This is a genomic window from Actinoallomurus oryzae, assembly GCF_039541955.1.
Taxonomy (GTDB): Bacteria; Actinomycetota; Actinomycetes; order Streptosporangiales; family Streptosporangiaceae; genus Actinoallomurus; species Actinoallomurus oryzae.
Genome location: NZ_BAABHF010000024.1, coordinates 98,986 through 123,777, shown reverse-complemented (window position 1 = coordinate 123,777; position 24,792 = coordinate 98,986). Strand labels below are relative to the sequence as shown.

The window sequence follows — 24,792 nt, the reverse complement described above, 5'->3', positions numbered from 1 at the left end:
GCCTCGGGTGGCATCGTCGTCGGTGGAGGTCATCGGGACGCCGGACACGGCGCCGGCGCCTCCGGGGACACCGCGCCGTACGCGGCCGTCCCTCCGGAACCACAGGAAAAGCGGTGGCGCCGTCAACCCCCCCGGCGGCGCCAGCGCGTCACGGTGTCGCATCCCCCCGCGACGCCGTCCCGGCGACGCGGGCCCGGACCCCGCGTCGCAGGTACACCGGGGTCGGCACCACTCGTCATCGCAGGTGCCGGCCCCGGTGCCCCACCTCGCCGTTGAGCTCGCCATGGCCGTTGCCGTTATCGCGCTCACTGATCCAGACCGCGATCTGGGAGCGCGACGCGAACCCGAGCCGGTGCATGATCTGCTCCACATGGCCCTCGGCGGTGCGCTGGGAGATCACCAGCTTGGTGGCGATGTCGCGGTTGGTCAGCCCGCGGCCGATGAGCCGGGCCACCTCGGTCTGCCGCCGCGTCAGCGGCGCCGAGCGCTCGCCGTCCACCGGTCCGGCCGCCTCCGCGACGTCGTCCTCGGCGCTCTCCTCCAGCGCGTACGCGAGCGCGTGGTCCACGTCGAGCCGGGCGCTCTCGCGCACCGTCGACTCGAAGGCCGTCTCGCCGAGCGCGCGCCGGATCTCCGCCACACACCCCTCCTGGTAGGGGCGCAGATGCCGGTATCCGGCCACCTGGGCGCCGATCGCCCGCCGTGACCGCGGCTCCCGCGAGAACCTCTCGAAGATCCCCAGCAGCCGCGCCGCCCGCTCGTACCGGCCGTCCGCCGCCGTGATCCACGCGAGAGCCGCCATGTTGAGGCCGATGCCACGGGAATTGCCGAGCTCACGATGGAAGGCGAGACTCTCCCTCACCAGCGCGCCGGCGGGCGCCGTGTCACCCCGGCGCCAGAACGCCACGCCGAGCATGGTCAGCAGGTGGGCGCGGTACAGGCCCTTGCCGTGGTCGTCGCACAGGGCGATGCCCTCCTGCGCGGTGCGGACGGCGGCGTCCAGGTCGCCGGCCAGGGTGAGCGCGCTGGCGAGCCACAGGGCCGCGCGGATGCGGCCCATGATGTCGCCGGCCGCGCGCTGCCGCTCCTCGGCGGCGCGGCACAGCGTGATCGCGGTCTCCGCGTCGCCCCGGTCCAGCGCCAGCAGTCCCTCCTGGAGGGCGATGTCGGCGAGGATCACGCCGTGCCCCAGGAGTTCGCCGATCTCCCGCGCCTCGTCGAACAGCCGGCTGCCCTCCTCGGGCCGGCCGTCGACCACGGCCAGCCAGCCGTCCACGATCAGGGCGCGGCCCCGCGCCTCGTCCTTCGCCCGGTGCAGGGCCAGCCCCTGGGCGAACCGCTGGCGGCCCTCGCCGAGGTAGCCGCTGAGCCAGTGGTTGCGCAGGTCGGCGGCCATCCGCAGGCCCCACGCGGCGCCGCCGGGCGTGCTGAAGCAGTAGTCCATGGCCGAGCGCAGGTTGGCGGTCTCCAGCTTCACCCGGCTGAGCAACTTCAGCTGACACGACTCCGACGCGAGCGTGTCGGCGCACATCCGAGCGAAGTGATCACGGTGCCGCCGTTGCACGGCGTCGGCGCCGCCCCCCTCGGCGAGCCGCTCCCGGCCGTACTCCCGCAGCGACTCCATGAGCCGGTAGCGGACCCCGAACGGCGTCTCCTCGGTGATCAGCACCGACTTGTCGACGAGCCCGGCCACGAGGTCCAGTACCTCCTCGCGGGCGATGCCGTCGCCGGAGCAGACGTCCTCGGCCGACTCCAGGCCGAAACCGCCGACGAACACCGAGGCCCGCGCCCACAGCAGCCGTTCCTCCGGCGTGCAGAGCGTGTGGCTCCAGTCGATCAGCGCCCACAGCGTGCGATGCCGCTCGACCGCCGTACAGGAACGGCGTTCGAGCAGGCGGAACCGGTCGTCGAGGCGTCCGAGCAGGTGCTGGACCGACAGGGCCCGCAGCCGTACGGCCGCCAGCTCGATCGCGAGCGGGACGCCGTCGAGGCGGCGGCAGAGCCGCTCGACGGCCTGGCGGTTGTCCTCGGTCAGCGCGAAGCCGGGGCGTACGGCCCGCGCCCGGTCGACGAACAGCCGCACCGCGTCGTAGCGTGTCGACGCCTCGACCGATCCGGGATCGGTGCCGGGCAGCGGCAGGGGCAGCGCCGGCACGTCCAGGGTCTGCTCGCCCGTGATCCCCAGGAGCTGCCGGCTCGTGGCCAGGACGCGCAGGCAGGGCGCGGCGCGCAGCAGGGCGTCGGCCAGTACGGCGCATTCGGGCAGGAGATGCTCACAGTTGTCCAGCACGATCAGCGCGGTCATCTCCCGCAGATGATCGGTCAGGGTCTCCACCGGGCACCGGCCGGAACGATCCTCGACGCCGAGTGCCGCGGAGACGGCCTGCGCGAGCAGCTCGGGGTTCTCCAGCTCGGCCAGATCGACCGGCCACACGCCGTCGGGGAACGCGCGCCACAGCTCCGCGGCGACCCGGTAGGCCAGCCTGGTCTTGCCGACCCCGCCCACCCCGGTGAGCGTCACCAGCCGTGAGTCGGACAGCAGACGTTTGACGTCGGCCGCCTCGCGCCGACGTCCGACGAAACTCGTCACCTCCGCGGGTAGCCCGCCTGCGCGCCACCGGGCGGAGGGGCGCGACACCGCAGACACCGTTGCCGATCCCCGCCCTTATAGGGATGACCTGGGAACTTATCCTCACACTGTACGTCGGGCCGGGCGCGACGGCCCGTGACGGGCGTCACGGTAGGTGGCCACCGGCGGCGAACGCGTACGAAGCGGGGCGTAGCACTTCGAAACACGTCGGAAACATGGGCGCGCACGGTTTCACACCGCCGAAACACTCATGCCCCGTAGGTGAAACGGCTCTGCTCGAAGCTCCAGAGCAGTATCGACCACCTCACCGAAGGGGCGCCGCATGCCGCCGGACGTTCTCAAGATGTTGAATTCAGGCGACACCGCCTGGCTGCTGGCGAGCTCTGCTCTCGTGCTTCTCATGACCCCGGGCCTCGCGTTCTTCTACGGCGGTATGACCCGGTCCAAGAGCGTCCTCAACATGCTGATGATGAACTTCGCCACGATCGGCATCGTCAGCGTGCTGTGGGTCTTCTACGGCTACTCCCTGGCCTTCGCCAAGGACGTCGGGAACCACGGCTTCATCGGCGGCTTCGGCCGGGTCGGGCTGAAGGACACGCTGCTGTCGGCGTCCGGCACGTCGCCCGAACTGGCGTTCGTCGCCTTCCAGCTCATGTTCGCCATCATCACCCCCGCGCTGATCAGCGGTGCCATCGCGGACCGGGTGAAGTTCGGCGGCTGGTGCGCGTTCGTGGCGATCTGGACCACGATCGTGTACTTCCCGGTGGCGCACTGGGTGTTCTTCTTCGGCGACCTGTCCACGACCAAGGACGGCGGCTTCCTGGCCGACCACATCGGCGCCCTCGACTTCGCCGGCGGCACCGCGGTCCACCTGAACGCCGGTATGGCGGGCCTGGCCCTGGCCCTGGTGGTCGGCAAGCGGGTCGGCTGGCCCAAGGAGCCGATGCGCCCGCACAACGTGCCGTTCGTGCTGCTCGGCGCGGGCCTGCTGTGGTTCGGCTGGTTCGGCTTCAACGCCGGCTCGGCGCTGGCCGCCAACGCCCAGGCGTCGGTGGCGTTCGTCAACACCCAGGTGGCGACCGCGGCCGCGGCGCTCGGCTGGATCGTCGTGGAGAAGTTCCGCTACGGGAAGTCCACCGCCCTGGGCATGGCCTCCGGCGCGGTCGCCGGCCTCGTCGCGATCACCCCGGCCTGCGCCTCGGTGAACCCGGTCGGAGCGATCATCCTCGGCGTGATCGCCGGCGCGCTCTGCTCCGTGGCGGTCGGCATGAAGACCAGGTTCGGCTTCGACGACTCCCTCGACGTCGTCGGCGTGCACGCGGTCGGCGGCGCGGCGGGCGCGCTGCTGATCGGTTTCCTGGCCACCCCGACCGTGACCGGCATCCTCACCCCGGCCAAGGGCGACGGGCCGGCGGGCCTGTTCTACGGCGGTGGGTTCGGCCAGCTCGGCAAGCAGGCCGTCGGCGTGGTGCTGGTGGCCGTCTACTCGTTCGTCCTCACCTTCGTCATCGGCAAGGTGCTGGACAAGATCATGGGTCTGCGGGTCAGCGAAGAGGACGAGGTGTCCGGCATCGACCTGGCCGTCCACGCGGAGACCGCGTACGAGATCGGCACGGCGCACGGCGGTTCCGGCGGCGGACACGGAATCCTTGCCGCACTGACGGCGGACCACGCCAAGGGCTCGGCGGAGCCCGGCGACAAGAAGGTGGAGGCTGAGGCATGAGACTCGTCACGGCGGTCATCAAGCCCTTCAAGCTCGACGACGTGAAGGCGGCGCTGGAGACGTTCGGGGTCAACGGCCTCACGGTGAGCGAGGCCAGCGGGTACGGCCGCCAGCGCGGTCACACCGAGGTCTACCGGGGCGCGGAGTACAAGGTCGACCTCGTGCCCAAGCTGCGGGTGGAGGTCCTCGTCGACGACGAGGACGCCGAGGACATCGTCGACGTCATCGTGAAGGCGGCGCAGACCGGCAAGATCGGCGATGGCAAGGTCTGGTCGGTGCCGGTCGACACCGTGGTGCGCGTGCGTACCGGTGAGACCGGGCCGGAGGCGCTGTAAGGGTGACGAACACGCTCGGGGGAGGGCACGGCCCGGCCGAGGCGACGCCTCGGCCGGGCTCCGCCGTACAGGGCGGCGACAGGGCTCAGCAGGTCTCTGCCGTACGGGACGCGGCTCAGGCGGGTCCGGCCGTTCAGGACGGTGCTCAGGCAGGCACGGCTGGTCAGGGTGGCGGCAGTGCACGCGTGCGGCTGCGTGCCGAGCGGGCGCGCCGCGCCGGCGAGCTCGACCGCCGGCTGGCCCGGCTGGTCGGTGCCGAACCGGACGTCGCGCTGGTCGCGGTCGGCAGCCACGGGCGTGAGGAGCTCACGCCGGGCGGTGACGTCGATCTGGTGCTCCTGCACCGCGGCCGGCCCGACATCGCGGCCCTCGCCGAGCGCGTCTGGTATCCGATCTGGGACTCCGGGCTGCGGCTCGACCACTCGGTCCGCACGCCCGCCCAGGCACGCGAGGTCGCGCGCGAGGACCTCAAGGCCGTCCTCGGCCTGATCTCCGCGCGGCACGTCGCGGGCGACCCGGACCTCACCCGTGAGGTCCGCGAGACGGTGCTCGCCGGCTGGCGCTCGGACGCGCGCCGCCGGCTGCCCGAGCTGCGCGAGATGACCCGCGCCCGCTGGAGCGACTCCGGCGAGCTGGCGTTCCTCCTGGAGCCCGACCTGAAGGAGTCGCGCGGCGGGCTCCGCGACGTGCACGCGATCCAGGCGGTCGCGGCGGCCTGGGTCGCCCCGGCCCCGTCCGCCCGGGTCAAGGACGCCTACGCGCTGCTCCTGGACGTCCGGCACGCGCTGCACGAGACGACCGGCCGCGCGGCGGACCGCCTCGTCCTGCAGGAGCAGGGCGCGGTGGCCGAGGCCCTCGGCCTGCTCGACGCCGAAGCGCTCCTGCGCACGGTGGTCGAGGCCGCCCGTACGGTCACCTTCGCGGTCGACCACATGTGGCGGTCGGTGGACCGCTTCTGCTCCCCGTCCGGCCGCCCGGTACGCCGCCCCCTCGCCGACGGAGTCGTCGAGCACGACTCCGAGGTCGTTCTCGCCCGCGGCGCGGACGCCGGCGGCGACCCCACGCTCGTCCTGCGCGCCGCGGCGGCGGCCGCGCAGGCCGGCCTGCCGCTGGCGATCTCGACGGTCGAGCGGCTGGCACGAGAGACGCCGCCCATGCCCGTGCCGTGGCCGGCGGAGGCGCGCGACGCGCTGGTGACCCTGCTCGGCGCCGGGCCGCCCGCCATCGGCGTCTGGGAGGCGCTCGACCAGGTCGGCCTGATCGAACGCCTGATGCCCGACTGGGAACGCGTGCGCAACCGTCCGCAGCGCAACCCGGTGCACACCTTTACCGTCGACCGCCACCTCGTGGAGACCGCGGCGCGGGCCGCCGCCCACACGCGCGACGTGGCCCGCCCCGACCTGTTGCTGGTCGGCGCGCTCCTGCACGACATCGGCAAGGGCTGGCCCGGCGACCACGCCAGGACCGGCGCGGTGATGGCGCGCGACCTGGGGGAGCGGCTCGGCTTCGACACCGGCGACGTCCGGGTGCTGGAGGCCGTCGTACGGCACCATCTGCTGCTGCCCGAGACCGCGACGCGCCGCGACCTGGACGACCCGGTGACGATCGAGACGGTGGCTGAGACGGTCGGCGACCCCGTCGTCCTGGAGACGCTCGCCGCGCTGGCGGTCGCCGACGGCCAGGCCACCGGACCGGCCGCGTGGAGCCCCTGGAAGGCCGGGCTGGTCGCCGAGCTCACCCGCCGTGTCGCCGCGGTCCTGGCCGGCGCGCCGCCGCCGGTGGCGCCCGAGCCGACGCCGGAGCAGCTCGCCCTCGCCCGGCACGGCGGCGGCTCCGTACGCGTCGTCGGCTCGCGGATCACCGTCGTCGCGCCCGATCGGCCCGGACTGCTCTGGCAGGCCGCCGGCGTGCTCGCGCTGCACCGTCTGGCCGTGCGCGGCGCCCGTACGGTCTCCTGGGGCCGGGGCGCGGAGGGGCCGACGGCGCTGCTGGAGTTCCTGGCCGTGCCGGAGTACGGCTCCGGGCCGGACCCGGCCGCGCTCGAGGTGGACCTGCGCCGGGTGCTGGCCGGACGGCTGGACGTCGAGAAACGCCTCGAACGCCGGGCGCGCTCGTACCGCCCGCGCAAGGGCGTCCCGGTGCCGCCGCCCCGCGTGACCATGATCGACGACGCGTCCGCGACCGCGACGGTGGTGGAGGTGCGCGCGCACGACCGCCCGGGCCTGCTGTGGCGCGTCGGGCACGTACTCGGCACCTTCGGCCTGCAGGTGCGGGCGGCGCGGGTCGAGACGCTCGGCGCCGAGGCCGTCGACGTCTTCTACGTCGTCGACGCCGAGGGGCGCCCGGTCACCGACGAGGACCTGCGCGCGTCGGTCCGCGCGGGCGTCCTCGACGTGGTGCGCTGAGCCCCCGTCGTGCCTGTGCCGCGTCCCTGAAGTGCGCGGAATCCTTGAGGTAGGTGTCCTGGCCCACACCGGCCAATGAAGATCACGGAAACCTCTGTCGCGATCATTGACCGCGCTCCCGGTGGCGATGACGCTTCTTGCGTTCGCGATGCCTGGGAGGCTCCTGTGCGTAGATTTTCGCGTGCCGCCGTACTGGCGGGTGTGACGGCGCTCGGCGGGCTGGTCGCCGTGCCGGCCGCCACCGCGGGGACGACGACGGTCGTCGAGCGAGGTCACGACCGTACGATCACGTTCCGCGCCGACCGTACGGGCGAGGCGCTCCTCGACGTGACCGCCGCCGCGCCCGGGGTCTCCTGGGGCGAGGAGGGCCACGAGTCGGCGGTGCTGTCGCTCTACGTCGACGGCCGGTACGTCACCGACGACGTGGTGCCGGCCGCGTTCCCGATCACGCGGGAGTTCGCGCTCGGGCACCTGCGGGCGGGCCGGCACCGGCTGACGCTCCGGTTCGCGGCGGACCGTTCGCGCGGCACGCGGGTCGACGTCACCCGCACCGCCGTCCGCGTGGTGAGCCGCGGGCGGGACTACGTGGACCTGGCGCACGCGCCGATCCTGTACGGCCGGAACGGGGCCGACTCGGGCGGGCCGTTCCAGAACGCCTTCACCGACACGCCCCTCGTCGCCTGGCACGAGGACGTGCCCGCGACCGTGCCCGGACACCGGCTGCTGACCTACTCCTACATCTGGAGCAACGAGGACGGCGGCACCTCGACGCCGCAGCTCATGGCCCGCTGGGGCCGGACGACCGACATCGAGTGGATCTACCAGGTCGAGGTCGACGCCCGGGGCCACCGCGTGCCGGGCACCGCCGTGATCCAGGCGCCGAACCACGTGACGCAGCCGTTCGGCGGGACGTACGAGGGCGATCACCCGCTGATGCAGACGTGCACGCTCAACAACAACATCTGCGACAAGGTCGATGACCCGATGCGGTTCTTCCTGTCCACGTCAGCGTCGCTGAACGCGGCCACGGAGGCCCGGGAGCAGATCATGGACCGCAACCCGTGGACGTACTGGGTGTCCGACGCGGAGTCGCGCCGCGAGGGCAAGGTGGAGGCGGACCCGCCGACCTCCTCCACCACGTCCATCGCCGACCCGCGCGACTACCTCTACCTGGTCGTCCGCAAGGTGACGGAGAATCCCCCGAACGGCGCCCTCGACTGGGTGGGCCTGTCCATCGGGGTACGCCTGAAGGACGACCCGACGGTGTACCGCTCGGACCACCTGTTCCCGGACCGTTCGATCCAGCGCGACCTGCCGGCGGCCACGACGGTGCAGCTCCCGCCCGGTACGACACCGTCCGACATCGCGGAGATCACCGCGATCCGGGTGCCGACCTCGAACGCCGACCCGGGTTCGACGATCGAGGTGCAGGCGGTCAACCGGGCGTTCTTCCTCGGCCGCGACGACGAGCCGCAGCGGTCGTTCCTGTCCGGCACGACCCCTGCCACGCTGACCAAGGCCGAGCCGACCGCCGTCATCTACGGCGGCTGAGGGTCACTCGGACCAGGGCGGCACGACGGTCCGCCCGTTCAGCGTCGCCCGTACGCCGGCCGAGGTGCACACCACCAGCCGGGCGGGCTCCGACCCGTCGTTGAGCATCGAGAACGGGACCCCCGGCGGCACGATCACCGCGTCGCCGGGGCCCGCCTCGTACGGGTCTCCGCCGATCGTGGCGGACATCCGCCCGGACCGTACGACGAACACCTCCTCGCGGTCGACGGTGTGCTCCTCGCCGCGCAGGCCGGGCGGCACCTCCAGGTACCAGATGGCCAGCTCGGCGGAACCACGGCTGGGAACCGCCATGGGATGCGCGGTCAGGCCGTGGAACTCGATCTTCTTCGCCTCGGCCAGCGTGTTCACGGGCATGGGTGTCCTCCCTCGATATGGTCAATCTGCTTGACGATGAAGAAGGTAAAGCGGCTTGTCCATATAGTCAAGCCGCTTGTCTTCATGAGGAGGGATTGCCGATGGCCGGGGAGATCCCGGGGCTGCTGGGCATGGCCTTTCACGCGATCATGGAAGAGGTGCACGTCCGGCTGGCCGAGGAGGGGTTCGGCGACGTACGGCCCGCGCACGGCTTCGCGTTCCAGTACCTGTCCGTACGCGGAGGTGCGACAGCGGTCGAGCTGGGGCAGCACCTGGGCGTCACCAAGCAGGCCGCCGTGCAGCTGGTGGACGAGCTGGAGCGGCGCGGCTACGTCGAGCGCCGCCCGCACCCGGCCGACCGGCGCGCCCGCGTCGTCGTCCTGGCCTCGCGCGGCTGGGCCTGCGTCGGACGGGTCGTGGCGCTGTGGACCGAGATCGAGAACCGCTGGGCCGGGCTGGTCGGCGCCGACCGGCTCGAGGTGGTCCGCGAGTCGCTGTCGGCGTACGTCACCGCGGCCGGCTCACCGCCGATCCGGCCTCTCTGGTAGGCGCGCGAGCTCCCGGCCGGCCTCCTCCAGCGCGGCCAGGCCCCGCGCGATCGCGGGCCGGCGGTCGCCGCCGAGCCGGACGCACGCGAGGACGTGGCGGGTGGGTGCGTCCCGCAGCGGGAGCCGGGCGACGTCATGCAGGGCGGGCACCGCGGCCGTACGGGGGATGAGGGCGACGCCGAGGCCGCAGGCGACGAGGGCGGAGACCGCGGCGTAGTCGCGCGCGTGGTGCGCGACCCGTGGTGTGAACCCCGCGGCCGAACACGCCGCGACGGCGAGCTCGTACAGGTCGCAGCTGCCCGCGGCGGCCAGCACCCAGGGCTCGTCCGCGACGTCGCCCAGCACGGCCTCGTCCCGCTCCGCCAGCGGGTGGCCGGCGGGCACGATCAGGTCGAACGGCTCGGCCAGCACCGGGCGGCGGCCGAACTTCGCGTCGTCCAGCGGCAGGGTCGATCCGTCCAGGACGACCACGGCGATGTCGGTCTCTCCGGCCAGCAGCCGGTCCAGCCCGGCGGCCGTCTCCTCCTCCGCGACGTGGACGGTCAGCCTGGTGTCGGTGGCGCGCAGCCGGGCCGCGGCCGGCGCCAGCAGTCGTGCGACCGCGGAGGGGAACCCGCACATGTGCAGCGACTCGGCGCTTCCGTCGGCGTACGCGGCCAGCTCCGCCCGTGCCCGCTCCCAGTTCGCGTGCAGCGCGTCGGCGTGGGTGACCAGGGCGCGGCCCGCGGCCGTGAGCCGTACGCGGCGGCCGTCGGGCTCCAGCAGCGCGACGCCGGTCTCGCGCGCGAGCTGGCGCAGCTGGTGGGAGACGGCGGACGGGGTGAGGTGAAGGACGTCGGCGGCCGCGGTGACCGTGCCGTGGCGGTGCACGAGGCGCAGCACCTGGAGACGCCGCAGGTCCACCGACTCGATCATGCGTTTTCCTCACAAGGTAATGCGTGAAAAGATGAGCTGGACCTCAACTGTAGGCGCGGCCGACACTGACAGCCATGAACCGGTGCCACCGATGCGGCAGCCCGCAGGAACCCCCGTACACCGTCGTCTCGCGTCACTTCACCTCGGAGGGCGTGCTGGTCTACACCCGCTGTGCCTGCGGAGCGTTGCGGCCGCGGCTGCTGCGCTACGACGGTCTTCGCTGAGACGTGAGGGGTGCGGCGGGGAGCCGCGGGCCGAGCGTCATACCCAAGGCCTGCCGAACGGATAGTGTGGTACGTCGATCCCCAAAGCTTCCTAGGACTGGCCAGACACGTGTTCGAGACGCTTTCCGACCGGCTGACTACGGTCTTCTCCTCACTGCGCAGCAAGGGCAAGCTGTCCGAAGCGGACATCAACGCCACGGCGCGCGAGATCCGCATCGCGTTGCTCGAGGCCGACGTGGCGCTGCCCGTCGTCAAGGACTTCATCGCGCAGGTCAAAGAGCGGGCCCGTGGCGCGGAGGTGTCCCAGGCGCTGAACCCCGCCCAGCAGGTCGTCAAGATCGTCAACGATGAGCTGATCAAGATCCTCGGCGGCGAGACGCGGCGGGTGCGGTTCGCCAAGACGCCGCCGACCGTGATCATGCTGGCGGGTCTGCAGGGCTCGGGTAAGACGACGCTGGCGGGCAAGCTGTCACGCTGGCTGAAGAACGAGGGGCACGCGCCGCTGCTCGTCGCCGCCGACCTCCAGCGGCCCAACGCCGTGCAGCAGCTGCAGGTGCTCGGCGAGCGCGCCGGCACGCCGGTGTACGCCCCCGAGCCGGGCAACGGCGTCGGCGACCCGGTCGAGGTGTCCCGGCGTTCGATCGAGCACGCGCGGCACGCGCAGCACGACGTGGTCATCATCGACACGGCCGGGCGGCTGGGCATCGACGAGGAGATGATGCGCCAGGCCGCCGACATCCGCGACGCGGTGAAGCCCGACGAGATCCTCTTCGTCGTCGACGCGATGATCGGCCAGGACGCGGTCACGACGGCTCAGGCGTTCGTCGACGGTGTCGGCTTCGACGGCGTCGTGCTCACCAAGCTCGACGGCGACGCGCGCGGTGGCGCCGCGCTTTCGGTCCGCCACATCACCGGTCAGCCGATCATGTTCGCCTCGACCGGTGAGAAGCTGGAGGACTTCGACGTCTTCCACCCCGACCGGATGGCCGGGCGGATCCTCGACATGGGTGACATCCTCACCCTGATCGAGCAGGCCGAAAAGGCGTTCGACGCCGAGCAGGCCGAGAAGATGACCTCGAAGTTCGCCTCGGGTGAGGACTTCAGCCTGGAGGACTTCCTCGAGCAGATGCAGATGATCCGCAAGCTCGGGCCGATCAAGAACCTGCTCGGAATGATGCCCGGAATGGGGCAGATGCGGCAGCAGATCGACGAGATCGACGACCGTGATCTCGACCGGGTGGGCGGCATCATCAACTCGATGACGCCCGATGAACGGCGCAACCCGAAGATCATCAACGGCTCGCGGCGCGCGCGTATCGCGAAGGGCTCCGGCGTCACCGTGACCGAGGTCAACAACCTCGTCACCCGCTTCTTCGATGCTCAGAAGATGATGCGCCAGATGGCCGGCGGGATGGGCATTCCCGGCATGCCGGGCACGCGCCGCAAGGCGGTCAAGTCCGGTAACAAGAAGAACAAGAAGGGCCGGCAGCGCAGCGGTGACCCGCGCAAGCGCGCCCAGGACGCGGCCGGAAAGGGCGGCGGCAAGCAGGACGCCCTGCCCAAGGGCCTGCCACCCGGCCTGGGCGGCGGCCTGCCGGGACAGCTGCCCCAGGGCTTCCAGATGCCGGATCTGTCCAAGCTGCAGGATCCGAAGAACAAGAATTAACCCAATTCCGCCGATGGCGCGGGTGCAGCGACCTTGATCGGTTACGACTTCACCGCGATCGTCTGGCAGAATGGCAAGCTGGAACCGCGGTCAGCAGGGGACCCTCTCTCAACCCCAGGCGAGCCGTGTCCTTCCGAGTGGCAGCGCAGGTCCCCACCCGGCGTCCGTCCGCTCATCCATTTCGAATCTGGAGAACACCACACCCGTGGCAGTCAAGATCAAGCTCAAGCGTCTGGGGAAGATCCGGGCACCGTACTACCGGATCGTCGTTGCCGACTCCCGCACCAAGCGTGATGGCCGCGCCATCGAGGAGGTCGGCAAGTACCACCCGAAGGAGGAGCCCTCGCTCATCGAGGTCAACTCCGAGCGGGTGCAGTACTGGCTGGGCGTCGGCGCCCAGCCCACCGAGCCCGTCCTCGCGATCCTCAAGGTCACCGGCGACTGGCAGAAGTTCAAGGGCGAGCCGGGTGCCGAGGGCACGCTGAAGGTCGCCGAGCCGAAGCCCGACAAGGCCGAGGTCTTCGCCGCCGCCCTCAGGGAGACCGCGGACGAGCCCGAGGGCAAGGCGACCCAGCCGAAGTCCAAGAAGGCCGCGCCGAAGAAGGCCAAGAAGGACGAGGCGAAGGCGGAGGAGAAGCCGGCCGAGGACGCCGCCGAAGCCAAGAGCGAGGCGTAGCGTGCTCGAGGAGGCGCTCGAACACCTGGTGCGCGGCATCGTCGAGCATCCGGACGAGGTTCGGGTGCGGGCACGTCGGCTCCGCAACGGCAGAGTCCTGGAAGTGCGCGTGCACCCCGACGACCTCGGCAAGGTCATCGGGCGCAACGGCCGTACGGCCAAGGCCCTGCGCACCGTCATGAGCGCCATCGCCGGAGGACGGTACGTCCGCGTCGACCTGCTCGACCTCAACGAGGCGCGCTGACGGTGTCCTCCGGATCCCCGGCCCGCGCCACGGCGTCCGGGCCGCCGACGCTTCGGCCCGGTGACGGATCCACGCCCGTGCGATCCCCGGTCGGCACCATGCCGCCGGGGATCTCGGCGTTGCTCCGTGAGGTGCCGCCCGGATGCGTACGAGGCGGGGCCTGATGCTGCTCGCCGTCGGTCGTATCGGCCGCGCGCACGGAGTCCGTGGCGAGGTCAGCGTCGACGTGCGCACCGACGAGCCGGCCGAGCGGTTCGCCCCGGGCGCCTCGCTCGGCACCGAGAACGCGGGCACGCTCACGGTGGAGACGGTCCGTACGCACGCCGGGCGCCTGCTGGTGCGGTTCGCCGGTATCGAGGACCGCACGGCCGCGGAGACACTCCGCGGCCTGCTGCTGCTCGTCGACTCCGCCGAGATCCCGCCGAGTGACGATCCGGAGGAGTTCCACGACCACGAGCTGATCGGGCTGGCCGCGGTGGCCACGGACGGCACCGAGCTCGGTGAGATCGTGGACGTCGAACACTACGGTCAGGACCTGCTGGTCCTGCGCCGCCCGAGCGGCGACGAGGCGCTGGTGCCGTTCGTCGGCGCGATCGTCCCGACCGTCGACCTCCCCGCCGGCCGCGTGGTCCTCGACCCGCCGCCCGGTCTGCTCGAGTAGAGACCCCCATGCGCCTCGACATCATCACGATCTTTCCCGACTACTTCGCGCCGCTCGGCGTCTCGCTGCTGGGCAAGGCGCGGCAGCGCGGCGATGTCGACGTCCACGTTCACGACCTGCGCGGCTGGGCCCACGACCGGCACCGTACGGTGGACGACACCCCGTACGGCGGCGGCCCCGGCATGGTGATGAAACCCGAGCCGTGGGGCGAGGCCCTTGACGCGATCGCCCCTTCCGGGGCGGCGCCGCGGCTGGTCGTGCCCACGCCGAGCGGACGCCCGTTCACCCAGGAGACGGCCGTCGCGTACGCGGGGGAGCCGTGGCTGGTGTTCGCGTGCGGACGCTATGAGGGCATCGACGCGAGGGTGATCGAGGACGCACGGTCGCGGATGCCGGTCGATGAGGTGAGCATCGGCGACTACGTCCTCGCGGGAGGCGAGTCGGCCGTGCTCGTCATCGTCGAGGCGGTGACCCGGCTCCTGCCGGGCGTGCTGGGCAACGCCGACTCGGTGAGCGACGACTCGTTCGCGCCGGGCCGGATGGCGGCGCTGCTGGAGGGCCCGGTGTACACCAAGCCCCCGACCTGGCGCGGACGCGCGGTGCCGCCCGTGCTGATGTCGGGCAACCACGGCGCGATCGCCCGGTGGCGACGCGACCAGGCCCTGCGCCGTACGGCCGCCACGAGACCCGAATTGATCGCTCGCAATACCCTGGACGACGTCGATCGGCGTACCCTGGCGGAGGCCGGTTTTCCGATCGACGGCGAACATATGGCACACTGAAGTGTCGGCCCGGCCTCACGCTGGGCGCGCCCAGACTTCCCAGAAGACCCCATCGCGTTGCGGCGCTGTGTGCCGCGCGCGTGTCCAACACGAGGAACCTCAGTCATGCACACCCTGATCCAGGAGATCGAGAACGCCGCGAAGCGGTCGGACGTACCGGACTTCCGTCCGGGTGACACGCTCAAGGTTCACGTGCGCGTGACCGAGGGAAGCCGCAGCCGTATCCAGGTCTTCCAGGGCGTCGTGATCCGGCGCCAGGGCGGCGGCGCCCGCGAGACGTTCACCGTCCGCAAGGTGAGCTACAGCGTGGGCGTGGAGCGCACGTTCCCGCTCAACAGCCCGTCGATCGACAAGATCGAGGTCGTCACCCGCGGTGACGTCCGCCGCGCCAAGCTCTACTACCTCCGCGACCTCCGCGGCAAGGCCGCGCGCATCAAGGAGAAGCGCGAGAACTGACCGCGCCTCCGGCGAAGCCCTCCTCCCGAACCGCTCCACCGGAAACGGCCGGCGTTCGGGAGGATCGGTGCTTTCGGAGCCGGCAACGGATCGGGCGTGTTCGCGTACGGTCGGCCGCCCGCCTCCGGGACGTGTCCCTGGACGACGCCCGGACTTCCGTGCCTTGAGAGCTGCGGCCCCCGGATCCACTGCCCTGGTCGGCTGGAGCTCGTTGGTCCTGGCCGCTGGCGGTATGGCGGTCGTGTTCCGTACGGCCAGCTCTCCTACGGCGGTCGTTCCGCCGATGGGGGAGGCGGCCTGTTTCGCGCGTTCCGGCCGTCGATGTGCTCCAGGTTCTGGCGCTCGGGTCGGGCGTGTTCGGCTGGTGGGCCCGGCCTGGTAGGCCGTTCGCCGTACCGCGGTCGCGTTCCGTGCGGCGGCTGGGCGTCGTACAGCGGTCGCTTCCCGGTCTCTTGTCGTACGAGGGGATGCGACCCGCCTCTCGCGGGCAGGATCTCGATGTGGCTCAGGTCGTGGCGGTCCGGCGCGGGTCGTGCCGATGTTCTGGCCCGGGCGGCGACCTCGTACCTGACCGCGCGGCGCGGGCTGGAGGCCGGTTGCCGCTTCCGGCCATCGATGTCGCGACGCGAGCCCGGGACCGGGGGCTGATGAGGCCGCGAGGCCGTCCTCTTTCGGCCGTCGCCGGGGGCCGGAAAGTCAAGTCTCGGCAAGGTCAAGTTGAGCCGAGGGGGCCTTACGGGTACAACGGGCACTGCGAATGGTCCTGGACGGCGCAATGGCGTTCCGGGGCGAAGTTCTCTATTCGGATGACTCCGGCGCCCTTGCCGGAGACGACACGCGGCCGATGACCTCCCGTGCGGCCTTAGGGCATTAGGCTTCCCAATGATGAGTGACGACGAGCAGGGCCTGCGCGAGCCCGCGCCCACTTCCGGTGAAACGCGCCACGACATATCCGGGAACTCTCGGGACGGCGTGAGGGGCGACGGGCACGAGCCGAACGGTCCGTCCGACAATGCGGCCCTGGTCGGAGACGAGAGCGACTCCAAGCGTCCAGGTGACGAGGAGTCGGAACAGAAGGGGCGTAAGAAGAAGCAGGGGTCGTTCTGGAAAGAGCTCCCCATCCTGGTCGGTGTGGCGCTCGCACTCGCGATGGTCATCAAGGCCTTCGCCGTGCAGGCGTTCTACATTCCGTCCCAGTCGATGGAGAACACCCTCAAGGTCGGCGACCGCGTCCTGGTCAACAAGATCGTCTATCACACGCGCGACATCAAGCGCGGTGACGTCGTCGTCTTCAACGGACTCGACTCCTGGGACCCGGAGGTCCAGTACTCCCAGCCGAAGAACCCGGTGTCGAAGGTGCTTCACGCGATCGGCAGCGCGTTCGGGGTCGTGCCGGGGGAGAAGGACTACATCAAGCGCGTCATCGGTGTTCCGGGCGACCACGTGGCTTGCTGCGACGCCCAGGGCCGCGTGACCGTCAACGGCCATCCGCTCGTCGAGACGTCCTACATCTACACCGACCCGCAGACCGGCGAGCAGAACCGGCCGTCGGACAGCAAGTTCAACATCACCGTGCCGGCGGGCCACCTGTGGGTGATGGGCGACCACCGCGAGGTGTCGTACGACTCGCGCGGCCACATCGGCGACCCGGGCGGCGGCACGGTCCCGGAGAGCCGCGTGATCGGCCGAGCCTTCGTCATCGTCTGGCCGCTGTCCCGGCTCACGACGCTGTCGATCCCGAAGACCTTCGACGCCCCGGGGCTGGCGCTGGTGAACGGCGCCTTGCCGGAGGCCCCGCTCGCGCTCGGCCTGATCGGCGCCGTACCGGTCACGCTCCTACGCCGCCGCATCCGCGCTCGCCGCTCCCGCTGACCACCCGCGCCATGCTTCCTCGCTGAGGCGGTGGACGCGGCGCACAGGCCCTCACAGCGCAGGCGTCGTGGCCCGCATCGCCGGTCCCGCCGCCGAGCGAGCCGAGCCTGCGCCGACGCCGATCTGCCCTGATGGTTGAGACGCCGCTTCCTCCCTGGGGATGCCGGGTGCGGCTTGGAACACCGGCCGGGCGACTGCCGCGCCGACCACACATGAGCGGCGCGCCGGTGCCCGGCGCCAGATCCGACCCCGGCGAGCCGGGTGAGGATGCCGGGCGTTCGCAACAGAACGCCGCCGACGAGCACCAGCGCGGCTTCGACCAGTCCCCGCCCGCCCTGACGGAGCCACCGAGGCCCCGGCCGCCGCAAGCCTTGCCCTTGCTTGCCGACTCCTCAGCGAAACCAACACGCCCGGACCGGCACACCTGAGCCGCACGTCGAGATCGCCACGGACAAAGCCACCGCCCGGCCGGCGCGTCGGAAACGCCGCAGATCAAGCCGTGCCCGGGTTGGCACGTCGCGGTCATCATGGGTCGGGTTACGCGTGGGTCGGTGCGTCAGTATCGTCGCGGACCAAGCCGTGCCCGGGCTTGCGCGTCGCGATCGTCATGGATCGGGTCGCGCCTGGACCGGCACATCAGCGCCACAGATCAAGCCATGCTCGAGCCGGCGCATCGCGATCGCCACGGATCAGGTCTCACCTGAACCGGCGCGTCGGAATCGCCGCAGTGGCTGCCGACCTCGGCCGGATGGCCGTGCTGTCGCCGGTTGGGGGCAAGACATCCATTCTGTGGCGCCGTTACCGTGGTCAGTGCAGCACCACAGTCGCGTGTCGTTGGTGTCGGCCATCCGGGTGCGCCGGTCGCCCATGTCCGAGCTTTCTCCGCTGGGCTGGCGGCTCGGTCGCCTCGTGGTGGCCCGGGCTAGGGACGGCCGGCACGGTACGGCGTTCTGAGCGAAGGCGGCCGCGAGCGCCGTGAGGACGATGGAGACGATCACCCACGCGTCGCCCGTGACGTGCATGGCGCCGGCGGTGGCGAAGCCGAACACCGGTACGGCGACGCCGGCGACGGCGTACACGTGGCAGACGCGGTGCAGGAGCCGTGCACCGGCCATCGCCGGGCCGTCGTCGCCCGGGGTGGCGGTGGATCCGAGGGCGGGTTCGAGGGCGGGCTCTTGGGCGGGCCGGGCGGAGGCCCGGCGGATCGCGGCGGGGAACATGCTGGCCGCCACGGCCACCGGCCCGACGGCGAGGAGCATCCCCCCTGGATGTTTTGCCTGAGGTCGGCGGCATGGGCGACGTGGCCGGTCCTGGTCTTTTTACGCGCCGGAAGGTTGTTTCCTGCCTCTATGGGGCGGAAAAGAACGCTTGGTGGTTATGGTGCCAGTGCTGCCGCTCAATCGAGGTATGACCGCAGCTCGAACAGCGGATCACTTCCCTCTGCGCCTTGCCCGAAAAGGATATGGCAGGCCTTTCCAGCGCGCAGGGAGGGCGATCAGCCCTTGTCACCTGGGCGATCTCGGCCTCGGGTGCCCTGTCCTGCCGGTGTTCGAGCGCGGGCTCGGCCGTTGGCGACGTACCCTGCGTCATGTGCACATCGATGTCCGGGCTCACCGCCCCCGTGGTCTCACTCCTCGGCGTGACGCCGGGCTGTACGCCTACGAGCGGGTGCTCGAACGCGCCGGGCTCGGTCCCGTCGCAGGGGTCGATGAGGCGGGGCGGGGAGCGTGTGCGGGACCGCTCGTGGTCGCCGCGGTCGTGCTGCCGCCGAGCCGCCGAGGACGTCTCGAGGGACTGGCGGACTCCAAGCTGCTCACCGCCGCCCGCCGAGAGCGCCTCTACGCGGAGATCACCAAGACGGCACCGGCGTGGTGCGCGCTGGTGATCTCTCGCGAGGAGATCGACCGGGTCGGCCTTCACCGGTGCAACATCGCCGGGATGCGCAGGGCGCTGGCGGGCCTGAACCTGATGCCGGGCTATGTCCTCACCGACGGCTTCCGGGTACCCGGCCTGGTGGCGCCCGGCCTTCCGGTGCCCAAGGGCGACCGGGTGGCCGCATGCGTAGCCGCCGCCTCGATCGTGGCGAAGGTGACACGAGACCGGATCATGATCGACCTGCACGAGCAGTACCCGGAGTATGGTTTCGCCGTGCACAAGGGTTATGTGACACGAGCACATACGGCGGCGCTTCTAGAGCATGGTCCGTGTCCCGAGCACCGGCGTTCTTTCATCAACGTGGCCCGCGCGGCAAACGGGGAGATCGAAGAGACTTGCGTGGTCGCGGGCTCGGCGGAGGAAGAGGATGCTCCGGCAACCGGGGAAGCCGACTGGGATGCGTCAGAGTACGAAGGCACCGCCGGCCGGGCGGATGTCGCCTGAGCCGGTAGTACGGGGAGGGGAACGGCCATGAGCGCAGAGGATCTCGAGAAATACGAGACCGAGATGGAGCTCCAGCTCTATCGCGAGTACCGCGACGTCGTCGGCCTGTTCGCGTACGTGGTGGAGACCGAGCGCCGGTTCTACCTGACCAACACGGTCGACCTACAGGTGCGCAGCACGGACAACGGAGAGGTCTTCTTCGAGGTCACGATGCAGGACGCCTGGGTCTGGGACATGTACCGCCCCGCCCGCTTCGTGAAGAGCGTGCGTGTGGTCACCTTCAAGGACGTCAACGTCGAAGAACTCGCCAAGAGCGACCTGGAGCTCCCCGAAAGCTGACACCGGCCTAGCGCATCACCACGCGAAACCAACGGCCCGAATCATGGTGATCCCGATGGCGCTGATCAGCGGTCCGCTGCGCTTCATCCCCACGTTCTGGACACCGGTCGACCTGTCGTTCGGTGTGGCCGGCATAGTCCCGTTGCTGATGGCCTACCGGCATATCCGTGTCCTGGAACGACAATCCCAGGACGCGGCGACCTGAGCCGACCAGTGCTGAAGCAGGCCGTGACCACCGACCGAGCTTGGGAAACGGAGTCATCCGACTGGCCCAGGACTCCCGAAGCTCCGGCGAGGGGCAAGGTAGGGATCGACGCGGTCACCCAGCGGGCACGAAAACGTCGACATGGACCCCGAAGGCACCTGGTAGGCAGCTCCTTCACAATGGGGTGTGGGGCGGGCCTCGATGGCGCCGACCAGCCAGTTGATGGCGCCGAGTCCCCCGGCCGATGACAGCAAAGGCTGGATGAATCGGTGCCTCGCCCCATTGCGGCGCGCAAGTTGGCCTGTCGGTAAGGCGTTGCCGCCGGCGGCGGACCGTGAGCGTTCTTGACGTCGTGTCGGCGTACTCCTAAACGTGCGGAGGTAGATGACCAACAGGCCGGTTTGGCCAGGGAACCCTCGCGGAAGCCCTCACGCGGGCGGCACCGTGTCGGCCCTCCGCTCCCGAACGTGTCCTCAGCCGCCAGGTATCCGCGACGAAGATGCTCTTGGCCGCTTTGCCGAGTGGGTCACCATGCCCTCCGGACGGCCGGGACGGCGTCGTCGGCGTCGGCCAGGGGGAGCTTTTGGGGCGAAATGTTCTTCATCCGCGGCAGCAGCCGACGGCCCAGACGTGAAGCTCCGGTGAGGGGCAAGATCGGGAACGATGTGGTCAGCCGGCGGGCGGCTCGGTGCGGGGCGTCACTTGCTCGGCCGGGCGTCCTTCGCCCGTCCTGCCGCCCGCACCTGCAGCACCTCCCCATACCGACCGACGACCTCCTTCATCACCACCGGGTTCTGCTCGATGAGCTTGTTCCGCTCAGCCCACCGGAACAGGCTCGTGAACGCGGCCGCCTCTCGATCCGACTTCGATCCACCGATCCGCTCCGGATTCGCATCCGCGAACCGCCGCCAGTGCTCGAAGTCCTCCAAATCCCGCGTCGTCTCCAGCCAGCCGCGGGCACGCCGCCACAAGAACGTCAGCAGTAGACAGACATCCGTCGCGTAATTGCGTTTCGTCTCCGCCGTTGTAGACCGAAAACCGTTCCGTCCCGTCGACCGGCCGTAGGCGGCCAGGTGAACATCCACCCGATAATCCGGCGACAAGGAAACCGGATCGCCGGCCAGGACACCTACCTGGTCCTCACGCGCCGCCAGGTCCTCCCAGCCCTCCAGCAACCCCGCGTGTAGACCGCCCCTGGCCGCACCCCGCGGCACCCAGAACACCCGCCAAGCCACCAAAGCTGTACTCCCCTCAACCAGGATCAACACGCACATGCAAGAGGGAACACACCAACAGTGGTGAGACGTGGTCCAACCGCCACGTCACCGTCAGCCTCTGTGCGGCCAGGCTGTCCAAGCGCGGCAGCGGGTTCGGTCTGGCCGTCTCCGTTGCGGCGCTCGGAGCGGAACGAAGCCGTACTTGAACCGACATGCCGGAATGGCCGTGGGAAAAGCCGTGCCCAAACTCGCCAAGTCATACCGGCATCGGCATGGGCCGGGGCACCTCCGAACTTCCTCAGTAGGCGCATGAGTTTCGCCGTCCACACCAGGGGGAATTCCTGTGGCTCTCCTCTCACGATCGGGTTGAGTCGCGCCGTAGCCTCCAGCCCTTGGCGCAGCGTTCGATGAATCCGCCTGCGGCGAGTGCGCCTAGGCAGGTGAGGGCGGTGTCGAGGTCGACGCCGGCCGTCACCGCTATGCGGGCGGCGCCCGCCCCGCCTCGTGCCGGAAGTGCTTCGAGGACATTTCGCGCCGCCGGGCCGAGCCGGTCGCGGTCGAGTACCGGGCCTCGGCGTTCGGGTGCCAGGTCATCACCGATGAGCCCGACCCGGTCCAGCACGTCGGCGGTGTCGGTCACGCAGACGGCCTCGCCCCATTCGCGCAGAAGCGTGTGGCAACCCGCAGACGTCGGTGACGTGACCGGCCCGGGCACCACCATCACCGCACGTGCGAGGTCACGGGCATGGCGGGCGGTGCTGATGGCGCCGCTGCGCTGCGCCGCCTCGACCACCACGGTGCCGCGGGTCAGCGCCGCGATCACCCTGTTCCGGATCAGGAAATGCGGGCGGGTCGGCGGCGCTCCGGGCGGGAACTCGCTCACCAGCAGTCCGCTCTGGGCGATCTCCGCGAACAGCGCCGAGTGCGAGTGCGGATACGCCACATCCACTCCACAGGCGAACACCGCCACCGTCGTCCCATCGGCGCTGAGCGCACCACGATGCGCCGCGGCGTCGATCCCGTACGCACCGCCGCTGACCACGGTCCAGCCGTGGTCCGCCAGTTCGGCCGCCATCTCGGCGGCGACGTGGACCCCGTACGGCGACGCGGCGCGAGCGCCGACCACGGCGACCGAACGCAGGCATCCGAACCGCAGATCCTGGTCACCGCGAATCCACAGGGCGTACGGCCGAGCCGCCCCGAGGTCGTCGAGCTGGGACGGCCACTCGGCATCACCCGGGCACAGCAGCCGGCCGCCCCCTTCCTCGCAGACGGTCAGGAGCCGCTGCGGATCGGCCTCGGACAGCCGGGCTCGCCAGGCGGGGAACCGTCGCCGGAGCTCGGTCTCGTCGTCGCCGCCGGGCGTCTCGTCGGCCCGTATCGCTTCGAGCGCGCCCTCCGCTCCCGCCGAGTCGACCAAGCGCCCTAAGCGCTCATCACCGGGTTCTGCCACGGCGGTCAACAACGCCCGCGCCAACCGTTCTTCGGCAGGGACGATCATCGGTTCTTCTCCTTCGTTTCGGGGGAGGCCGGACATGCCACCGGCTTACGGCCGGCGGCGGGGCACCGCAGGAGATCACTCGTCGGCTGCCGACGACCAGCGTCCGGTGCGGACGATCAGGGGTCTTTCGCGTGCCGGTGCGGGTGTCGTCCGGTGGCGATGGTCGGTGTGGTCAAGTGCGGCCCTCCCAGAGCCCGAGGGCCTCGTTGACCTCGTCGGCGGTGGGGGTCTCCTTGCCGGTCAGGTCGGCGAGGGTCCAGGCGACGCGGACCACGCGGTCGAGGCCGCGTGCGCTCAGGCGGCCGTCGGCCAGGGGGCGGTCGAGGGCGGCGAGCGCGTCGTGTGGCGGGGCGAAACGGCGGCGTAGTTCGCGGCCGGGGACCTCCGCGTTCGTGCGCCAGGGTGTGTCGGCCAGACGTCTTCTCGTGCGGTCGCGGGCGGTGAGCACCCTCTCGGCCACCACCGCGCTGGACTCGGCGAGAGTCAGGTCGTAGCGGAGCTCGGCCCTCGTCACCTCTTTCAGCTCGGACTTGAGGTCGACGCGGTCGAGCAGCGGCCCGGACATGCGCGCGAGGTAACGCCGTCGCACGGAAGGGGCGCAGCCGCAGTCGCGCGTCCTCTGGGCGGCACAGGGGCAGGGGTTCGCGGCCAGGAGCATCGTGAACCGGGCCGGGAAACGGGCCGTCGACCCCGACCTGGCGATCACGACCTCGCCCCCTTCGAGGGGCTGCCGTAACGCGTCGAGGACGCCGCCGGCGAACTCCGGGCTCTCGTCGAGAAAGAGGATGCCCCGGTGTGCGAGCGACGCGGCCCCCGGCCGGATCAGCCGCCCGGTGCCGCCGCCGACCAGGGCCGCTCGCGACGCCGTGTGATGCGGCGCCTGGAACGGCGGTCTGGTGATCAGAGGCTGGTCCGCCGGAAGCGCGCCGGCGACCGAGTGGATCGCCGTCACCTCCAGCGCCGCGCCGTGGTCGAGGTCGGGGAGCAGCGCGGGGAGCCGTTCGGCCAGCATCGTCTTGCCGCAGCCGGGCGGGCCGGTGAAGCAGACGTGGTGACCGCCCGCCGCGCTGATCTCCAGGATCTTGCGACCGACCGGCTGCCCGCGGACGTCCGAGAGGTCGAGATCGCCACGGTCGGGCGCCAACCGCCGCGCCGGCCCGCCGGACGGTGTGCGGCCCGGCGGGCCGGCGGTCTCCTCATCAGGCTCCTCGGGCGGCGGCAGGTCGCGCAGCAGCGCCAGCAGGGCACGCAGCGAACCCACGCCGACCACCTTCACGTCCGGCACGAGCGATGCCTCGGCCGCGTTGCCCTTCGCCACGATCACCGTCTCGGCTCCGCTCTCGGCCGCGGTCAGGACGGCGGGCAGAACGCCGGACACGGGCCGGATGCGCCCGTCGAGGCCCAGCTCGCCGATCATCACGAGACCCGAACAGGCGTCGATGGGCACGGCTTCGTTCGCCCCGAGCACCGCGACGGAGATGGCCAGATCGAACCCGCTGCCGCGCTTGGGCAGGCTGGCCGGGAAGAGGCTGACGGTGACGTGGCGGTTGGGCCACGTCTCGCCACTGTTGAAGATGGCCGCCCGCACCCGGTCGCGTGCCTCGCTGAGCGCGGTGTCCGGGAGGCCGACCAGGTGCAGGCCGGGAACTCCGTTGGTGATGGCGGCCTCGACGTCGACGATCTGGCCGTCCACACCCAGGATGGCGACGGCTCTCGTGCGGGCGAGCGCCATTCAGCACACCGCCTTGAGATGGTCGATGTCGAACCGCCCGGGCCCCGCGCGTACGAGCCCGATCACGTCGATGCGGACGTCGGCGGCCTGGCTGATGCCGTGCGACGCCAGCCACCGCATGGTGAGGCGTCGCAGCCGCCCCGCCTTGGCGGGCGTGATCGCCTCGAGCGGAGTGCCGTGCGCGGCCCGTGAGCGCGTCTTCACCTCGCAGACCACCAGGCCGGACCCGTCATGGGCCACGATGTCGAGCTCGCCCTCCGGGCACCGCCAGTTGCGCTCGATGATCGTCCAGCCGAGCCCCATCAGATGCCGGACGGCCGCGTCCTCTCCGAGCCGTCCAAGCACGTCCTTCGCGCGCATGTGCTCACCTCCGGCATCGAAACTGCCCGATGGCCA

General features: G+C 71.1%; 24 protein-coding genes. 16 read left to right on the top strand and 8 right to left on the bottom strand.

Annotation, left to right across the window (positions count from 1 at the left end; all coding sequences use genetic code 11):
• Window positions 1-235: 235 nt before the first annotated feature.
• The gene (locus ABEA10_RS21745) at window positions 236-2,590 is read right to left on the bottom strand and encodes an ATP-binding protein (protein WP_345466604.1); all 2,355 of its coding nucleotides are present in this window, start codon (window positions 2,588-2,590) and stop codon (window positions 236-238) included.
• Window positions 2,591-2,912: 322 nt separating this feature from the next.
• On the opposite strand from ABEA10_RS21745, the gene ABEA10_RS21740 reads away from it, so the two are divergent.
• The 4 genes from ABEA10_RS21740 to ABEA10_RS21725 all read left to right on the top strand — a co-directional run bounded on the left by ABEA10_RS21740 (window position 2,913) and on the right by ABEA10_RS21725 (window position 8,604).
• Window positions 2,913-4,313, top strand: coding sequence for an ammonium transporter (locus ABEA10_RS21740; protein WP_345466602.1), 1,401 nt, complete (start codon window positions 2,913-2,915; stop codon window positions 4,311-4,313).
• Complete coding sequence (locus ABEA10_RS21735; RefSeq protein ID WP_285569096.1) at window positions 4,310-4,648, top strand: P-II family nitrogen regulator; 339 nt, start codon at window positions 4,310-4,312, stop codon at window positions 4,646-4,648. Before ABEA10_RS21740 ends, ABEA10_RS21735 begins: the two co-directional genes overlap by 4 nt.
• 185 nt (window positions 4,649-4,833) lie before the next feature.
• Entirely contained in the window at window positions 4,834-7,053 is a 2,220-nt protein-coding gene (locus tag ABEA10_RS21730; protein WP_345466599.1) for a [protein-PII] uridylyltransferase, read from the top strand.
• A gap of 165 nt (window positions 7,054-7,218) precedes the next feature.
• A complete protein-coding gene (locus tag ABEA10_RS21725) occupies window positions 7,219-8,604 on the top strand; it encodes a hypothetical protein (RefSeq protein ID WP_345466597.1) in 1,386 nt (461 codons plus the stop codon).
• 3 nt (window positions 8,605-8,607) lie between these two features.
• Here ABEA10_RS21725 and ABEA10_RS21720 read toward each other — a convergent pair whose 3' ends face one another.
• Window positions 8,608-8,979: a cupin domain-containing protein gene (locus ABEA10_RS21720; RefSeq protein WP_345466595.1), complete on the bottom strand. Its 372-nt coding sequence runs from the start codon at window positions 8,977-8,979 to the stop codon at window positions 8,608-8,610.
• A 101-nt stretch (window positions 8,980-9,080) separates the two neighbouring features.
• Here ABEA10_RS21720 and ABEA10_RS21715 point away from each other — a divergent pair, with 101 nt between their 5' ends.
• Window positions 9,081-9,527, top strand: a complete 447-nt coding sequence (locus tag ABEA10_RS21715; protein WP_345466593.1) for a MarR family winged helix-turn-helix transcriptional regulator — start codon at window positions 9,081-9,083, stop codon at window positions 9,525-9,527.
• Here the strand turns inward: ABEA10_RS21715 and ABEA10_RS21710 are convergent.
• Window positions 9,501-10,442: a LysR family transcriptional regulator gene (locus tag ABEA10_RS21710; RefSeq protein ID WP_345466590.1), complete on the bottom strand. Its 942-nt coding sequence runs from the start codon at window positions 10,440-10,442 to the stop codon at window positions 9,501-9,503. The genes ABEA10_RS21715 and ABEA10_RS21710 overlap by 27 nt on opposite strands.
• 74 nt (window positions 10,443-10,516) lie before the next feature.
• Between ABEA10_RS21710 and ABEA10_RS21705 the strand changes: the two genes are divergently transcribed.
• The 8 genes from ABEA10_RS21705 (at window position 10,517) to lepB (ending at window position 17,023) form a co-directional block, all read left to right on the top strand.
• Complete coding sequence (locus ABEA10_RS21705; RefSeq protein ID WP_329256498.1) at window positions 10,517-10,666, top strand: hypothetical protein; 150 nt, start codon at window positions 10,517-10,519, stop codon at window positions 10,664-10,666.
• 109 nt (window positions 10,667-10,775) lie between these two features.
• The gene (gene ffh, locus ABEA10_RS21700; RefSeq protein ID WP_345466586.1) at window positions 10,776-12,332 is read left to right on the top strand and encodes a signal recognition particle protein; all 1,557 of its coding nucleotides are present in this window, start codon (window positions 10,776-10,778) and stop codon (window positions 12,330-12,332) included.
• A 205-nt stretch (window positions 12,333-12,537) separates the two neighbouring features.
• A complete protein-coding gene (rpsP, locus tag ABEA10_RS21695; protein ID WP_345466582.1) occupies window positions 12,538-13,008 on the top strand; it encodes a 30S ribosomal protein S16 in 471 nt (156 codons plus the stop codon).
• Between the two features lies 1 nt (window position 13,009).
• Window positions 13,010-13,252, top strand: a complete 243-nt coding sequence (locus tag ABEA10_RS21690; RefSeq protein WP_285569079.1) for an RNA-binding protein — start codon at window positions 13,010-13,012, stop codon at window positions 13,250-13,252.
• A gap of 163 nt (window positions 13,253-13,415) precedes the next feature.
• Complete coding sequence (rimM, locus tag ABEA10_RS21685) at window positions 13,416-13,913, top strand: ribosome maturation factor RimM (RefSeq protein ID WP_345467380.1); 498 nt, start codon at window positions 13,416-13,418, stop codon at window positions 13,911-13,913.
• A gap of 8 nt (window positions 13,914-13,921) precedes the next feature.
• Complete coding sequence (gene trmD / locus ABEA10_RS21680) at window positions 13,922-14,695, top strand: tRNA (guanosine(37)-N1)-methyltransferase TrmD (RefSeq protein ID WP_345466577.1); 774 nt, start codon at window positions 13,922-13,924, stop codon at window positions 14,693-14,695.
• 105 nt (window positions 14,696-14,800) lie between these two features.
• The gene (rplS, locus tag ABEA10_RS21675) at window positions 14,801-15,151 is read left to right on the top strand and encodes a 50S ribosomal protein L19 (protein ID WP_329256509.1); all 351 of its coding nucleotides are present in this window, start codon (window positions 14,801-14,803) and stop codon (window positions 15,149-15,151) included.
• An 885-nt stretch (window positions 15,152-16,036) separates the two neighbouring features.
• Window positions 16,037-17,023 carry a signal peptidase I gene (gene lepB / locus ABEA10_RS21670; protein ID WP_345466574.1) on the top strand — a complete coding sequence of 329 codons (987 nt, stop codon included), beginning with the start codon at window positions 16,037-16,039 and terminating at the stop codon, window positions 17,021-17,023.
• Between the two features lie 689 nt (window positions 17,024-17,712).
• Here the strand turns inward: lepB and ABEA10_RS21665 are convergent.
• Complete coding sequence (locus tag ABEA10_RS21665; RefSeq protein ID WP_345466572.1) at window positions 17,713-18,282, bottom strand: hypothetical protein; 570 nt, start codon at window positions 18,280-18,282, stop codon at window positions 17,713-17,715.
• 331 nt (window positions 18,283-18,613) lie between these two features.
• Between ABEA10_RS21665 and ABEA10_RS21660 the strand changes: the two genes are divergently transcribed.
• From ABEA10_RS21660 to ABEA10_RS21650, 3 genes are read left to right on the top strand one after another with little or no spacing between them, the layout of a single operon-like run.
• Entirely contained in the window at window positions 18,614-19,402 is a 789-nt protein-coding gene (locus ABEA10_RS21660; protein ID WP_425550945.1) for a ribonuclease HII, read from the top strand.
• Window positions 19,403-19,429: 27 nt separating this feature from the next.
• Window positions 19,430-19,741, top strand: coding sequence for a DUF2469 domain-containing protein (locus tag ABEA10_RS21655; RefSeq protein ID WP_329256515.1), 312 nt, complete (start codon window positions 19,430-19,432; stop codon window positions 19,739-19,741).
• 55 nt (window positions 19,742-19,796) lie between these two features.
• Window positions 19,797-19,946: a hypothetical protein gene (locus ABEA10_RS21650; protein WP_345466569.1), complete on the top strand. Its 150-nt coding sequence runs from the start codon at window positions 19,797-19,799 to the stop codon at window positions 19,944-19,946.
• Window positions 19,947-20,644: 698 nt separating this feature from the next.
• Here ABEA10_RS21650 and ABEA10_RS21645 read toward each other — a convergent pair.
• From ABEA10_RS21645 to ABEA10_RS21630, 4 genes are all read right to left on the bottom strand, one after another.
• Complete coding sequence (locus tag ABEA10_RS21645; RefSeq protein ID WP_345466567.1) at window positions 20,645-21,211, bottom strand: hypothetical protein; 567 nt, start codon at window positions 21,209-21,211, stop codon at window positions 20,645-20,647.
• A gap of 307 nt (window positions 21,212-21,518) precedes the next feature.
• Entirely contained in the window at window positions 21,519-22,664 is a 1,146-nt protein-coding gene (dprA, locus tag ABEA10_RS21640) for a DNA-processing protein DprA (protein ID WP_345466563.1), read from the bottom strand.
• A 172-nt stretch (window positions 22,665-22,836) separates the two neighbouring features.
• On the bottom strand, window positions 22,837-24,396 hold the full coding sequence (locus ABEA10_RS21635; protein WP_345466561.1) for a YifB family Mg chelatase-like AAA ATPase: 1,560 nt from the start codon (window positions 24,394-24,396) through the stop codon (window positions 22,837-22,839).
• Window positions 24,397-24,756, bottom strand: coding sequence for a YraN family protein (locus tag ABEA10_RS21630; RefSeq protein WP_345466558.1), 360 nt, complete (start codon window positions 24,754-24,756; stop codon window positions 24,397-24,399). It abuts the gene before it with no gap.
• Window positions 24,757-24,792 lie beyond the last annotated feature (36 nt).

What these genes read in the sequence shown, in the direction of transcription:
- ABEA10_RS21655 (WP_329256515.1), top strand. Translation starts at nt 19,430, where the DNA reads ATGAGCGCAGAGGATCTCGAGAAATACGAGACCGAGATGGAGCTCCAG.
- ABEA10_RS21630 (WP_345466558.1), bottom strand. Translation starts at nt 24,756, where the DNA reads ATGCGCGCGAAGGACGTGCTTGGACGGCTCGGAGAGGACGCGGCCGTC.
- ABEA10_RS21715 (WP_345466593.1), top strand. Translation starts at nt 9,081, where the DNA reads ATGGCCGGGGAGATCCCGGGGCTGCTGGGCATGGCCTTTCACGCGATC.
- ABEA10_RS21650 (WP_345466569.1), top strand. Translation starts at nt 19,797, where the DNA reads ATGGCGCTGATCAGCGGTCCGCTGCGCTTCATCCCCACGTTCTGGACA.
- dprA (WP_345466563.1), bottom strand. Translation starts at nt 22,664, where the DNA reads ATGATCGTCCCTGCCGAAGAACGGTTGGCGCGGGCGTTGTTGACCGCC.
- ABEA10_RS21635 (WP_345466561.1), bottom strand. Translation starts at nt 24,396, where the DNA reads ATGGCGCTCGCCCGCACGAGAGCCGTCGCCATCCTGGGTGTGGACGGC.
- ABEA10_RS21710 (WP_345466590.1), bottom strand. Translation starts at nt 10,442, where the DNA reads ATGATCGAGTCGGTGGACCTGCGGCGTCTCCAGGTGCTGCGCCTCGTG.
- ABEA10_RS21735 (WP_285569096.1), top strand. Translation starts at nt 4,310, where the DNA reads ATGAGACTCGTCACGGCGGTCATCAAGCCCTTCAAGCTCGACGACGTG.
- lepB (WP_345466574.1), top strand. Translation starts at nt 16,037, where the DNA reads ATGAGTGACGACGAGCAGGGCCTGCGCGAGCCCGCGCCCACTTCCGGT.
- rplS (WP_329256509.1), top strand. Translation starts at nt 14,801, where the DNA reads ATGCACACCCTGATCCAGGAGATCGAGAACGCCGCGAAGCGGTCGGAC.
- rimM (WP_345467380.1), top strand. Translation starts at nt 13,416, where the DNA reads ATGCTGCTCGCCGTCGGTCGTATCGGCCGCGCGCACGGAGTCCGTGGC.
- trmD (WP_345466577.1), top strand. Translation starts at nt 13,922, where the DNA reads ATGCGCCTCGACATCATCACGATCTTTCCCGACTACTTCGCGCCGCTC.
- ABEA10_RS21720 (WP_345466595.1), bottom strand. Translation starts at nt 8,979, where the DNA reads ATGCCCGTGAACACGCTGGCCGAGGCGAAGAAGATCGAGTTCCACGGC.
- ABEA10_RS21665 (WP_345466572.1), bottom strand. Translation starts at nt 18,282, where the DNA reads ATGCTCCTCGCCGTCGGGCCGGTGGCCGTGGCGGCCAGCATGTTCCCC.
- ABEA10_RS21705 (WP_329256498.1), top strand. Translation starts at nt 10,517, where the DNA reads ATGAACCGGTGCCACCGATGCGGCAGCCCGCAGGAACCCCCGTACACC.
- ABEA10_RS21740 (WP_345466602.1), top strand. Translation starts at nt 2,913, where the DNA reads ATGCCGCCGGACGTTCTCAAGATGTTGAATTCAGGCGACACCGCCTGG.